The organism is Allorhizobium paknamense, from assembly GCF_030815125.1.
Classification (GTDB): Bacteria; Pseudomonadota; Alphaproteobacteria; order Rhizobiales; family Rhizobiaceae; genus Allorhizobium; species Allorhizobium paknamense.
On sequence record NZ_JAUSWH010000027.1, the window covers coordinates 20004 to 32997 of the forward strand.

Genomic DNA, 12994 nt, shown 5'->3' on the forward strand with positions numbered 1-12994 from the left:
GCGAGCACGGGCTGAATGCGCCCGGACGGCTCCGTCGCCTCGGCGCTGATCGGATTGATGTCCGACGTTTGCGGGTCACGGGTGAAGAGGTACTGCCTGTCAGTGTACCGCATGGATCGCGCTTCAAGGGCTACAAGGACTGCTTCGTCCGGGATCTGGTCCTGCGGGTCGAGGTGGTTCGTTACCGGCGGGAATGCTGGGTGACGTCGGAGGGACACACCATCATCGCGCCGCTGCCTGCGGGGATACGAGGCGGTTTTGTCTGATGCTCCATGCGCATGGCCAGGTCACGACGCAGCGAATGACGACCTTGCTCAACGACGTTGGTGTCGAGATCTCCAAACGTCAGGTGGTGCGTTTCCTGACGGAGCGCCTGGACGGCTTTCATGCGGAGGATGCAGCCGTGCTGCATGCCGGCCTCGTCTCGGCGACCTATGTCACGGTCGACGACACCGGTGCCCGTCACGCCAACCGCAATTTTCATACGACGCATATTGGCGGCGAGCATTTCACCGCATTTCGCACCGCGCCGTCCAAGTCGCGACTGAACTTTCTGGCCCTTTTGCGCGGCAACTATCAGGACTATGTCCTGAACGAGGCTGCCTTCGCTTTTCTCGAAGACAGGCAGGTGGACCCTGCTCTTCTGGCGCCGTTGAAGAGGCAAGAACCTCGGCGGTTTGCCAATCAGGTTCCGTTTCTCCAGCACCTCGCTGAACATGGGATCGACATCTTCGATAAGGACATCATCCGCCCGTTTGCCGAGGCCGGCATCTGGGGCGCCATCCGTCATCATGGGCTGGTCGGCAAGACAGTGATCGTTTCCGACGATGCAGGCCAGTTTCGGGTCGGTACCCACGCACTGTGCTGCGTCCATGCGGAACGGCTTCTGCACAAGCTGATGCCGGCGACGCCGTGCCAGGTAAAACACGTCGAAACCCTGCGCGAGCTGATCTGGCTCTTTTACAAGCAGCTGAAAAACTATCAGCGAAGTCCCAGCCAACGTGCAGCTCACGGTCTTCAGGTCCGGTTTGATCGGATTTTCTTCATCCGCACCGGCGATGACGAACTCGACAAATTGCTGTTTCGGCTGAGGCGCCGCAAGCCGGAGCTGCTCAGGGTTTTGGAGCGACCAGAGATTCCGCTCCACACCAATGCGTCGGAGCGAGATCTGCGTGGGTTTGTCATCAAGCGGAAGATCTCCGGAGGGACGGTCAGTCGCAATGGCCGGCAGGCGCGCGACAGCATGCTCGGCCTGACGAAGACTTGCCACAAGCGTGGTCTGTCGTTCTGGCACTATCTTGGCAACCGGTTGGGCATCGGCGACGACAATCATCCTATTCCGCCCCTCCCTTCCATGGTTGCGGCACGCGCCTGACGTCTCATCCCTGCCCATTGGGCTGGCATTGCCACCGGATTACCCCGCTTACCCACATCAGAGCTGTCATGCTGATTTCCGCGATTTCGTAAGTTATTGAAATCACGGTAAACGATTTGCTAAAGAAACTCTATCTCGAAGTTATCATTCCTCACTCCCTATGATGCTCCAGGCCATGCCTGGCCCCCGATAAGTAACCCTTATCGTAAGTAAGCCATCATGATCCGATTCCTTGCTATCTTTTGGCGCAGTCGCTATGCTCAAGGCCTCTTTTCATGGAGACCACCATGTCCGAACCACAGCTTGGGGTCGGAACAAGATTTGTTCCCCCAGGCACGCTAAGGTCGAACGGACCGTGAACCTTCGTCACGAACCCGCATAATGGTCTGCCGGCTGGTCGCGAACTTCCGTGCGACCGCGGAAACGCTCATCCCCGTCGCGAGATCGCCTCGCACATCCTGCTTCTGTTTATCGTTGAGCGTCGAGAGTCGACCGAGGGCCTTACCTTCCGACTTCCGCTCAGTTGGGAGCATATAAATCTCACAGGCATCTATTCCTGGGACACAGAGCAGCAGCTGCCTGAGGGCTTTAGGCCCTTGCAGCTTCCCGGAAAAACCCTGCGCGCTGCATGACGTTCACCGTCCGTTCGACCTTAGCGTGTCTGGCGGAACAAATCTTGTTCCGACCCCAAATAGCAATGTTTGCGGACAAAACTTGTGGGCACCGCCAAACGATCCTTATCCGGACAGACACAAATTCGATTTAGCAGGCAATACGGTTACGATTTCTTGGCGAACACGTCGAGCAGTAGGAATGCCGAGACGATCAGCAGTCCCAGCCCCGTCATCCATGACCAAGAATATACGGGGGAGAAGCCTTCTAAGACAAAGGTGATGACCGGAAGGGCGGCCATCGTAACCATGACTGTATAAGGGTCGCAGCGGCCTACACCCATTTGTAGCAGGTAGAGTGGTACGAGGACCCCAACCAGTGAGACGAAAACAAGCAAGATCAGTAGAGTTCCCGACCACTCAATGGTCGAAAGGTCAGAGCTAAAGGCCAAGATCAGCGACAACGGCAAAATGAGGTAAAAGCGGTGCGCCAAAACCGCTCCGAACTTCCATCCGCGGCCAATCAGTGATTTGGACGCCATGGTGATGAGGACGGCCCCTAGTCCAGCCGCAGCGCTAGCGCTAAGCCCATACCAGGCGTTCCCGCCTTCGACAGCAAGGCCTGTGCCTTTTTGAGCTGCAACAGCAAGCACGCCGCAGCCGGCCAAAACCCCTACGCAGACCAAGATCCGTAATTTTGTCGGCCTCACCCCCGATAAGATTAGTGTGATGACGACTGCCAGAACAGGCCCGATTCCGATCTCGACCGCGCCGACGATCGATGGCTCAATCAGCTTTAATGCGTAGAAAAAACACAAGAACGTCAGGGCCGTACTGATATTAAGCAGAGCAACCGGCCCCCACGCCAGTTCCCCTACGCCCTTGCGCGACAGGCTGAGAAAAAAGGTTGCGGTCAAAGTGAAGCTGATGAGTACGAACAACGCTGAAGGGAAATCCGCAAGCCATGTCCCGAAAGCAACTTTACCAATTGCCTGAAGAATTACCGCTGAGAAAACTGCGAGCCGACCAATCGATGTTGCGGAGAGAGAAGACATGCGAATCCTGAAGTGGTGTCGGCGGCCAATGTGTGCCGCCAACGATGAAATTGATTGTCAAGAATAGGCGACTTCGTAGAGGGATCCTTTATCGTCCAAGGCGCGAAAGGTTTCAACGTCTTCTTGCAACTGTGCCGGATCGTCGGCGAGCCAGTATACAACGCCGCCGCGACCTACTGTGTCGGTCGTCAGCGAAACATCGTCACCTGCCTTCAGAGGGCGATAGTTGGAGTGAAAAGACTTCAGCTCCTTCAAGGTTTCTAATCCGTCGGTGCTTTGCACGACACCTTTTCCCTTGAATATGAAAAACGACTTGGCGAATTGTTTCGCGCGCGAGTACCCACCCCTAGATGCCCAATTGGCGGCAAACATGTCCGGCGCAACCAACTGCTGCGCTAGCGCTGTGGCCTGCGTTCCTTGCAGTCCCGCAGAAATATAGGGATCGCGCTCCATGGTTGGGCCGTTAAGCCGAGCCCCCGTCTCAATGAGTGCCGGACCGTTTGACGATAGTCTGACCTCCGACACCGCCGGACCGTTAATAACCCCGATCGCATCCAAAACCTGCTTGGTGTATGCGATCAACGATTTTGCATCCGCCTCTTCCGGATCGAGTAGGAACCACTCTTCCATAGCGTTCGAGAAGCCGGGGATCGGCAGCAGCGTCATTCTCCACGCGTCGGTGACCGTGTGCTCTCCTGCAATGCTGATCGTGTTGACGAAATACTGATCGCCATCGATGTAAGTTTGCACCAGCACTGCCGAGTTGGCCGCTGAACATTAAAGGGGCACAGATATACGTTTGAGCAGAATGCAGATCAGTCTACAGCCAGAGAGGACGGTGGCACGATGGTTGGAAGCGAGGCGCACTGGCCTCGTTTGCGCCAATTGGTGTTATTGGTCGCGTAGGCGGTCAGGCCAAACTGACACGACATAGAGGCATATCATTGCAGTCTCGATATCTATTGTTGGCGAGGCCGCATAGCTTCTTCATCTCTATGGCAAACAACTTCGATTTTGTGTCCATCTGGGTCGAAGATAAAAGCCCCATAGTAGTTCTTGTGATAATGGGGCCGAAGACCAGGACGACCGTTGTCACGCCCTCCGGCGGCAAGCGCGGCCGCGTAGAAAGCATCAACATCAGCACGATTGTTTGCTGTAAACGCGATATGAGTGCCCGTTATAAGTTGACCGGTTCGCTCTCCGATCCAAAAAGATGCCTTGTCTAGGCTTCCATATCCAGAAAATCCGGCTTCTCCGTCATATACTCTAAAAATTTTTAAGCACGACAAGGAGGCATCATAAAACTCCCGAGATATTACAAGATTTTTCACAGAAATAGTAACATGATCAAGCATTATACACTCCGAGGTAAGAGATTACCCGATATAGAAATAGATGCCCGCGCCGAAGTGCACACAGTTTTGGTGCGCGCTATCAACAATCAGATGCATGTTCATCTTACCCATGTTACCGGAAATAGGAATGGTGGCCAATGAATGGCCGGTCTAGGCAGACAACATCGGCAGGAGGTGCCGAGTGTTGTTCTCCAGTATGACCTAGGTTCCTCATTTGCTTCGTTCGAGCAGTTTTGTGCCATCGGCTCGCAGCTCGCCTTTTGGACCGACAAACCGATAGAGGGTTTGCCGGGTGATACCGAGTTCCGTGCAGAGGTGGGCCACTTTCGTTTCCGGCTTTCCCATCGCAGCCTGAGCAAGGCGCAGTTTCGTCGGCGTCATCTTGAACGGCGCTCCGCCGTTGCGGCCCCGTGCACGGGCGGCGGCGAGACCGGCTTTGGTTCGCTCGACGATCAGCGCCCGCTCGAACTCAGCAAGCGCAGCGAATATGCCAAACACCAACCGGCCATTCGCCGTTGAGGTGTCGATCGACGCACCTTCGCCTGCCAAGACCTTGAGGCCGACATGCCTTTGGGTCAGATCGTCGACCAGATTGACGAGGTGGCGGAGATCGCGGCCGAGGCGGTCGAGTTTCCAGACGACAAGGGTATCACCACAGCGCAGCGCCTTCAGGCACGCCGCAAGACCGGGCCGATCCTCTTTCTTTCCAGACGCGGCATCCTCATAGATATTTCCGACCTCGACACCAGCCTGTGCCAACGCATCGCGCTGAAGGTCGTGGACCTGGCTGCCGTCAGCCTTCGATACCCGCGCATACCCGATCAGAGCTGTCATTTATTCGTCCGTCTGCATGACAATTTCAATTTGGCCGCCCTAAAGCCTGTAGATTGTCACATAACCCGTCTTGCAAAGTAAGCTCTATGAACGGTTATCTCCAATCTTTTTGTGACATATAGAGCATCAATGCCTCGCCGCATGATTTTGACGGATGCCGAACGGCAGAATTTCCTTGCCTTGCCCGCAGATGACGACACCCTGATCCGGCATTGGAGCCTTGATGACGATGATCGCCGTCTAATCGAAACGCGACGCCATGATGACACTCGATTGGGATTGGCGCTTCAGCTCTCTGCTCTTCGTTATCCCGGTCGCCTGATTCAGCGGGGGGAAGTCATCCCTTCTGTGGCGCTGTCGTTTCTGGCCGAACAACTCGGGATCGAGCCAGAGGCGCTGATCACTTTTGCCCGGAGAGCACCAACCCGCTATGAGCAGCTCGCCATCCCGCGTCAGCACTATGGCTTCACAGAGCTGTCACACCCGTTACGCGCCGATCTGCTTGCATTTGCACGCGGAATTGCGATCGTATCGACGAAAGACAAATTTGTCGTTGCGACGCTGGCTGACGAGATGCGGCGGAGGCGCATCGTCATTCCCGGCATTACCTTGTTGGAACGGTTGGCCGGGCAGGCATGTACCGAAGCCGAGGAGGCGCTGTATGCCGATGTTGCCGGACGATTGACGCCAGACCTTGCCCTTCGGATAGAAGCATTGCTCGGCGTGGGACGACGCGCAAAACAGAGCGGCATATCCTGGTTGCGGGAACCTCCCGGCAAAGCCGGAGCAACGGCCATGCGGGGATTGATCGATCGACTGGAGGCCGTGCGTCATGTCGGCATTCCCAATGATGTGCTTCAGGCGATCCCGGCTCACCGCGTTCGTCGTATGGCGCAGGCAGGCCGTCGTCTGACTGCACAGAACTTTGAGCAGATGCGGCCTGGCCGCCGTCACGCGACACTGGCCGCGTTTCTTCTGGAAATGGAAATTGCACTCACCGACGCGGCGATCGGCATGTTCGAGACGTTGATCGGCAAGAGTTTTCGGCAGGCAGAGTCAGCCCGTGACAAGCAACTCCTCGAAAGCGCATCCTCAGCGACATCCGCACTGGATTTCTTCGCAAACTTCGGCGAAGCTATCACCGCTAAACGCGAATCCAGACTTTCCCTTGATGAAGCGGTGACCGCCGTGGCGAGCTGGGAAGAGCTTATTCAGGCAACAGCCTCGGCGAAGGCGATCAAAAGGCCTCAGAGCGAGGATGATCTGATCACCTACCTGTCGGCTCAATATGTTCGCATCCGGCGGTTTGCTGCTCCATTTCTGGCATCGTTCACCTTCGAAGGAAACTGCCGAAACGCACATTTCATTGAAGCTATCCTGCAGATGGAAACTGCCTGGAGGAAAGGAGCCAGATCAAACGATCGGCCCTGGGTCCGCAAGGCGCTGCTGCTGGCAAACGCGCGATGGCGCAAGGAAATCGTTGGTGGTGACGGCGCGATCGACCGGAAAATTCTGGAACTCTTTCTCGTCGTTGAGCTGAAGAATAGGATTGCCGCCGGAGACATATGCATCAGTGGTTCCCGCGCTTACCGCGCACTCGACGAGCACATGATCTCGCAACAGACGTTTGCTGTCATCAAAGCCGAGGCCCGCATTCCGGTCGCGATTCCGATCGATGTCGAAACCTATCTTGCCCAGAAGGCCGGAGCGCTGAATCAAAAGCTGCGTGAGGCGGCACGTCGCCTGGAAGCTGGTCGGGGCGATACCCGCATCGGCGCAAAAGGATTGCGGGTACCAGCGGTCAGAACCACGGAAACCGAAGCCGCAATCGCGTTCGCAAGGCGGGTGGCAACAGCCATGCCGTCGATCCGGTTGACGGACCTTGTGGCCGATATCGACCGGATGACCAGTTTCAGTTCGCTGTTCGAGCACCTTCAGACCGGTCGGCCACCTTCCGATCTACGGGTGTTCTATGCGGCGCTGATCGCCGAAGCCACAAATCTCGGCTTTCTCGAAGATGGCGCACGCCTGTCCCGGCATCACGCGCCGCCAGCTACAGCAGATGGCAATCTGGCATTTTCGCGAAGAGACATTCGCGCTGGCGCTCGCCAAGCTGGTTGAGGCTCAACACTCTGCCCCGTTCTCAGCGGTGTTCGGCTCGCACGCTGTTTCCTCGTCGGACGGACAACATATCCATCTTGGCGACGGTGGCGAAGTCGCAGGCGGCGTCAATGGCAGGTATGGAAACAACCCGATTATCAAGCTCTACACCGCGATCTCTGGTCGCTACGCGCCCTTTCATACCAAAATCATCGCCGCCACGGCGAGCGAAGCCGTTCACGTGCTTGACGCATTGCTGGAAACCGACGCTGGCCTTAATATTGTCCGTCACCATGTCGATGGCGGCGGCGTCAGCGATCTTGTATTCGCCCTCCGTTATGTGCTCGGCTTCGCATTCGTGCCGCGCATCCCCGATCTCGACGGGCGATGTCTCTATGGCTTCGAACCGGCCAAGCAATATGGAATTCTTCAGAATGTCATGGGTGACCGGATAGATGCCGATCTGATTAGGGCGCATTGGGACGATATTTTGCGCCTTATGACCTCGCTGCGTACACGCACCGTCAGCGCCTCGCTCATACTGAAGCGATTATCGGCCACAACGAGGCAAAGCGATCTTGCCCAGGCATTGCGCCAGATGGGCCGGATTGAACGAACCCTCTTCACCCTCGACTGGATCAACGACGAGCAATTGCGCAAGACAACTACCGCCGAATTGAACAAGGGCGAAAGTCGGAATAGCCTCGTGCGAGCCGTCAATCTTCATCGTCTCGGACGTTTCCGCGATCGCAGTCAGGAAAACCTTTCGATCCGGGCTTCCGCACTCAACATGGTTGTCACCGCCATCATTCATTGGAACACAATCTACATCGGTCGTGTCATCGATGCTCTGCGTAATACGGGACAGACCATCCCCGATCATCTACTCTCCAGCTTGTCACCGCTCACATGGGAGCATGTAAACCTGACCGGTGATTACCTCTGGGAAGTAAAACCGACACTCGACGAAAACGGGTTCCGCGCAATTCCGTTCGCCTCATGATTTGCCTACCGTATATCTGTGCCCCTTTAATGTTCAGGGGCCTATGAGCAGGAGTTACGTGAGAAGTCGACCCAAACGCCAGCCGACGCGCTCTGGGAGCTGATGGCTGAAGGTCGACGTTCTGTTCCACCGGGTACGACCTCAGCCCATGATGATTTCTATGACGAAAACGGCCTGCCGATATGATCGTCATCGATACCTCGGTGATCGTTGCGACGTCCCTGAACGAGCCGGAAGCGACCCTGTTTCATTCGCTAGTTACCCGCGAAGAAATTCTGGTCGGCTGGCCGACCCTTGTTGAGGTCCGGATGGTGCTAACAGGTCGGAAATTTGCGAACGCCGCTGCAATCATCAGACAGTTGATTGAGTTGCCGAACGTCACCACTGTTGCTTTTGGCGAACGCCACTACTTTGCGGCTGAAAAAGCCTTTGATCAGTTCGGCAAGGGCCGCCATCCGGCAAGCCTCAACATGGGCGATTGTTTTTCCTATGCCGTGTCCGCAGTGGCTAAGGCGCCGCTGCTCTTCAAGGGCCGCGACTTCTCGCAAACCGACCTGAAATTTCACCCGGCATGTTCGATCACATGACCGATTCCCTCGAAAAGGCGCTGGGTCGCCGTGTCCACGACCTCGACACGATCGCCGCGGTCCTCCCGATGGAGCGACGCGACGGGTTGGCCGAGCTTCTAACCGACCAGGATGTCGAAACGCTCCGGCATCTTGTCAACCAAGGCATGGGAGAAAACACCCTGCGGGCGTTGACCTCAGATCTCGCCTACCTGCAGGCTTGGTCACTGGCGGCGACCGGTGCCTCGCTGCCCTGGCCGGCGCCCGAAGCCCTGCTCCTGAAATTCGTGGCCCATCATCTCTGGGACCCGGAAAAGCGTTTGAGCGATCCCCAGCACGGCATGCCGGCAGAGGTCGAAGCCAGGCTTCGTGTCCTGGGATTTTTGCGGTCGCCCGGGCCGCATGCGCCTGATACAGTGCGCCGGCGGCTTGCGACCTGGTCGACGCTGACCAAGTGGCGAGGATTGCAGGGAATGTTCACCTCCCCTGCCCTCAAGTCCCCCATCCGACTTTCGGTGCGTGCCATGCCGCGGCCGAGGAAACGCAAGAGTGCCAAGGCGGTCACAGGGGACGTTCTTTCGCAACTGCTGGCCACGTGCCGCACAGACACCCTCAAGGATCTGCGGGACCGGGCGATCCTCATGGTGGCCTTCGCCTCTGGCGGAAGACGCCGCAGCGAAATCGCCGGGCTGCGCAAGGAGCAGCTGAACATTGAGGCCCCTATTCCCGTTGATGGCGGAGCTCCCCTTCCATCGCTGTCCATCCACCTGGGTCGCACCAAGACCAGCGGTGGCGACAATGACGAAGTAGTTTATCTCACAGGCCGGCCTGTTGAGGCGCTGAATTCATGGATGGCGGCGGCGCGCATTGAGCGTGGCATTGTGTTTCGGGCGGTCGATCGCTGGGGAATGTCTCTCTCCGCGCACTCGACCCAAAGGCCGTCAACGACATCGTCAACCAGCGCCCGCTTCTGGCTGGACTGGATCCGGCCGAGTTTTCCGCCCATGGCCTGCGATCAGGCTATCTCACCGAAGCGGCCAATCGCGGCATTCCGCTGCCCGAGGCCATGGAGCAGTCCAGGCATCGATCCGTGCAGCAGGCATCGAGCTATTACAACAGCGCGAATAGGCGGAGCGGACGAGCGGCAAGGCTCATAGATTAAGACACTGAACCACGCCCATCGAGGACGTAGGACCTAAGCTAAACGCTAAAACGGAATCCTTATGTCCTGATTTTCACTACAGCATAGTTATCCTCGCCGTTCAAACTTCCCGAGCTACCTCTCCAGGCGGAAACCAGGCCAGATGATACATTGGCGTCTGTTCCTGAATCACCCGGAAACCGAGCCTCTGATAGAGAGGAAAACTGTTGGAACCGAACATCGGCGTAGACAGCGTCAAGGGAACGTTTCCTCTCGTCGCCGCGGCCTGAAGCCCTCTGATCACGTTGGAGCCTATTCCGAGCCCGCGCGCTTTTTTGAGCACCTGCAATTCGGAAATCCGCCAGTCTGCATATCCGAGATCCACGATGATTCGGCCTACGGAAGAGCCGGAGTTCTCGATGATGAAATCGAGATGATCCGGATAAACACTTTCCACGCCGGCACGCATTGCCTTGAACTGTTGTTCATAGAGGTCATGAATGAAATCGGAGTTGGCGTCTGCCCATGATAACCATGGACGGCTCTCCATGAAGAGCTGAAAAATAAGGTCTTGATCTCTTTTTCGCACCAGACGCAGGTTCAACCCCTCGCCCAGCATGAAGGAGCCGGTGAATCCATTCATGACCGTTTTTCCAGTTCGTAACCGTCTCAGTTGAAAGCCGCTTCCAGCCGTATTTCATCGGGCCGCGAAGCGAGAACGCGCTCGATATAAACGGATGCGATCGTCTCCAGATCATCATGCTCAATGGCAAAATGTCCGCTTTCGATTTCAGAGGCTTCGCTTTTTTGCAGGCTGAAAAACAGGCTGAACGCAGTCCTTGGGGCTCCAGGCGCGGTGCTCGCAGGATATTCCACAACCTTGTCAAGCAACACGCGGCTTGTGCCGCTTTCGTTGATCAGGTTGAACGACGTCCCGACAAACGGCACCAGATGTGCAGCATTCAAAATAGAAACGATCATGGCCGGACGGGATAAAGACCTTGAACGCAGAAAATGAAGTTGATGGCGAGAAAAGGAGGCCTCGCATCGATCGCGGCATTGCCACCGGTCGGCTGAATTGCCACCGCTCCACCCGTGATTGCATTTGTGGCGATATTCTGCGCTGTCGTTGGTGCATTTCCAGAAATCGAAACGCTGCTGCTATCCAGGGTGACCGGAGACGTTGACACATTTCCGTAGATTTTCGTAGCCGAGGTACCACCACCTGCAAGCACCAGCCCCGTTGTCGGCAGTTGTGCCGTTCCCGCAGCCGGGCTGACCTTTAAGGTTGCAGTCTGCGATCCCGACTGTGCAGGAATATTCACCGTTGCATGCCCCGTCGGTGTAAAATCGGCCGCATGCGTATGCATGGGCATCTGGCTTTGGGTCAGCGTGACCGAGTCCTGTCCGCCCTTATTGCCAATGCCATAAACGACGCTCGAGGTCGGGCGCTGTCCGTATCCGATCGGCATGGCGCCACGCAGATCGGGCAGGTTGAAGGACGTCGTCTGATTTCCTCCGTAATAGTTTGAAATCAAAGAAAAAACTGCGGTATACTGATTGATAGACAATTGCTGGCCCCAGCACATTTGCCACCCGTCAGGCGCGTAATTAAAGCCAACTGGCAAGATCGTCGCGAGAAACGCGTCCATGAAAACTCCTCCACACTGAAAACAAGGAAATTGAAAACCCGCAAACGATTTGGACTGCGCGACGAGAATTCACTTCAATCATAACTTCATTATATAATTTATTGCAATTTTCAGATGTTGTCGCAAGCCCTATTTTGGCCATCATTCTGCATCCACGCCGTGCATGTCGTTTTTCGTTCTTAGAAAGAGGTGTTTTAGCCACAGTCGAAAGAAAACCGTGAGTGGCAACAGTTATCGAAACATGAGAAGATTGCTATTCGAGCCTCGCTCGCATAATGCTCGATTAGCGGGCGCTTCGTGGGGAATGCCCGCTTTAGGGGTGGCACGTTCTGGCCGTTAGGACAAACAGCTAATCATCGCTACCTTGCATCGATCCGGGGCGTTATCGAGAATGCAATTCAGCAAGACGTTGTGCAGCAAGGTTTTTCACACAAAGACAAACAAAGGCGTAGAATCGTCTAGGCTGAAAAGCACTGATAGGCTGACCCGGGCAGGTATCGGTCTGTTCATGACCGTAATGACCGCCTTGGTGGCGCCTGAAGCAGCGCACGCCCTGTCAGCCACTTGCGCACTGATCAATTCAGATTTCGGCTCCCCGCACTACCTGACAAATACAACGGATGAGACATACGATTATCAGCAACTCAGCCCAGGCGAGTATGTCGCGTGGTCCTATTCGACAACCGGCGCGGCATCGTCCGGCTCTTCCTCGGCCATCGTCATCTACAACGACAACTATGGAAACCTGCTTGTCGACGACAGCAATCTGAACGGAAACATCAGCAAGTCCGGGAATTTCACCGCGACAGGATCAATCGATAACATCCAGATCATTCTTGATGTCACTCAAGATAGTGGATCCTCGCCGTCGGCCTACAACACCCTGACGTTTAGCGCCAGTTGCGCTGCCTCGGCACCCGTGGCCGCGCCGACCGTAACGGCCGTATCACCCACCTCCGGCTCGACAGCCGGAGGCACAACCATCACCATCACGGGAACAGGCTTTACCGGGGCCACAGCCGTGACGATCGGCGGGCAAGCTGCAACCAGTTTCAACGTTGTATCCGCGACGCAAATTACCGCAGTCACCCCGGCTGGAACCGCTGGTGCAAAAAACGTTGCCGTGACAACCTCCTCCGGTTCCGGGACACTCACCAATAGTTTCACTTACGTCACACCGACCATCACCTTCAGCCCGACCGCCGGTACGCTGACGGCGGCAACGGTCGGTACGTCCTACAGCCAGACCGTCACGGCATCCGGCGGCTCCACGCCCTACTCCTATGCCGTCACCTCCGGTGC

At 56.3% G+C, this 12994-nt stretch carries 9 protein-coding genes and 4 pseudogenes; 5 read left to right on the forward strand and 8 right to left on the reverse strand.

Annotated features, from left to right (window positions below):
- Positions 1-77: 77 nt before the first annotated feature.
- Positions 78-1375: pseudogene (locus QO005_RS22925) on the forward strand (IS66 family transposase); the annotation flags it as partial.
- 338 nt (positions 1376-1713) lie between these two features.
- Here QO005_RS22925 and QO005_RS22930 read toward each other — a convergent pair.
- The 5 genes and pseudogenes from QO005_RS22930 to QO005_RS22955 all read right to left on the reverse strand — a co-directional run.
- Positions 1714-1890, reverse strand: a pseudogene (locus QO005_RS22930) (helix-turn-helix domain-containing protein); the annotation flags it as partial.
- A gap of 263 nt (positions 1891-2153) precedes the next feature.
- Positions 2154-3041, reverse strand: coding sequence for an EamA family transporter (locus QO005_RS22940; protein WP_307160351.1), 888 nt, complete (start codon positions 3039-3041; stop codon positions 2154-2156).
- Between the two features lie 57 nt (positions 3042-3098).
- Entirely contained in the window at positions 3099-3791 is a 693-nt protein-coding gene (locus tag QO005_RS22945; RefSeq protein WP_307160352.1) for a hypothetical protein, read from the reverse strand.
- Between the two features lie 209 nt (positions 3792-4000).
- Complete coding sequence (locus QO005_RS22950; protein ID WP_307160353.1) at positions 4001-4396, reverse strand: VOC family protein; 396 nt, start codon at positions 4394-4396, stop codon at positions 4001-4003.
- A 210-nt stretch (positions 4397-4606) separates the two neighbouring features.
- On the reverse strand, positions 4607-5230 hold the full coding sequence (locus QO005_RS22955) for a recombinase family protein (RefSeq protein WP_307160354.1): 624 nt from the start codon (positions 5228-5230) through the stop codon (positions 4607-4609).
- A 129-nt stretch (positions 5231-5359) separates the two neighbouring features.
- Between QO005_RS22955 and QO005_RS22960 the strand changes: the two are divergent.
- The 3 genes and pseudogenes from QO005_RS22960 to QO005_RS22975 all read left to right on the forward strand — a co-directional run bounded on the left by QO005_RS22960 (position 5360) and on the right by QO005_RS22975 (position 10061).
- Positions 5360-8333: pseudogene (locus QO005_RS22960) on the forward strand (Tn3 family transposase).
- A 182-nt stretch (positions 8334-8515) separates the two neighbouring features.
- Positions 8516-8920, forward strand: a complete 405-nt coding sequence (locus QO005_RS22970) for a type II toxin-antitoxin system VapC family toxin (RefSeq protein ID WP_307160355.1) — start codon at positions 8516-8518, stop codon at positions 8918-8920.
- Positions 8917-10061, forward strand: a pseudogene (locus tag QO005_RS22975) (tyrosine-type recombinase/integrase). Before QO005_RS22970 ends, QO005_RS22975 begins: the two are co-directional and overlap by 4 nt.
- A 100-nt stretch (positions 10062-10161) precedes the next feature.
- Here the strand turns inward: QO005_RS22975 and QO005_RS22980 are convergent.
- Genes QO005_RS22980 through QO005_RS22990 form a run of 3 tightly spaced genes read right to left on the reverse strand, consistent with a single transcriptional unit; the run spans position 10162 to position 11692 of the window.
- Positions 10162-10683 carry a GNAT family N-acetyltransferase gene (locus tag QO005_RS22980; protein WP_307160356.1) on the reverse strand — a complete coding sequence of 174 codons (522 nt, stop codon included), beginning with the start codon at positions 10681-10683 and terminating at the stop codon, positions 10162-10164.
- 26 nt (positions 10684-10709) lie between these two features.
- Entirely contained in the window at positions 10710-11021 is a 312-nt protein-coding gene (locus QO005_RS22985) for a DUF6916 family protein (RefSeq protein ID WP_307160357.1), read from the reverse strand.
- On the reverse strand, positions 11018-11692 hold the full coding sequence (locus QO005_RS22990; protein WP_307160358.1) for a phage tail protein: 675 nt from the start codon (positions 11690-11692) through the stop codon (positions 11018-11020). The genes QO005_RS22985 and QO005_RS22990 overlap by 4 nt, the downstream gene beginning before the upstream one ends.
- Positions 11693-12083: 391 nt before the next feature.
- On the opposite strand from QO005_RS22990, the gene QO005_RS22995 reads away from it, so the two are divergent.
- Positions 12084-12994: IPT/TIG domain-containing protein (locus QO005_RS22995; RefSeq protein WP_307160359.1), on the forward strand; the 911-nt coding region annotated here is incomplete at its 3' end.

Bases quoted from the DNA above. Each gene is read 5' to 3' on its own strand.
- QO005_RS22940 (WP_307160351.1), bottom strand. From the start codon at position 3,041: ATGTCTTCTCTCTCCGCAACATCGATTGGTCGGCTCGCAGTTTTCTCA.
- QO005_RS22950 (WP_307160353.1), bottom strand. From the start codon at position 4,396: ATGCTTGATCATGTTACTATTTCTGTGAAAAATCTTGTAATATCTCGG.
- QO005_RS22955 (WP_307160354.1), bottom strand. From the start codon at position 5,230: ATGACAGCTCTGATCGGGTATGCGCGGGTATCGAAGGCTGACGGCAGC.
- QO005_RS22970 (WP_307160355.1), top strand. From the start codon at position 8,516: ATGATCGTCATCGATACCTCGGTGATCGTTGCGACGTCCCTGAACGAG.
- QO005_RS22980 (WP_307160356.1), bottom strand. From the start codon at position 10,683: ATGAATGGATTCACCGGCTCCTTCATGCTGGGCGAGGGGTTGAACCTG.
- QO005_RS22985 (WP_307160357.1), bottom strand. From the start codon at position 11,021: ATGATCGTTTCTATTTTGAATGCTGCACATCTGGTGCCGTTTGTCGGG.
- QO005_RS22990 (WP_307160358.1), bottom strand. From the start codon at position 11,692: ATGGACGCGTTTCTCGCGACGATCTTGCCAGTTGGCTTTAATTACGCG.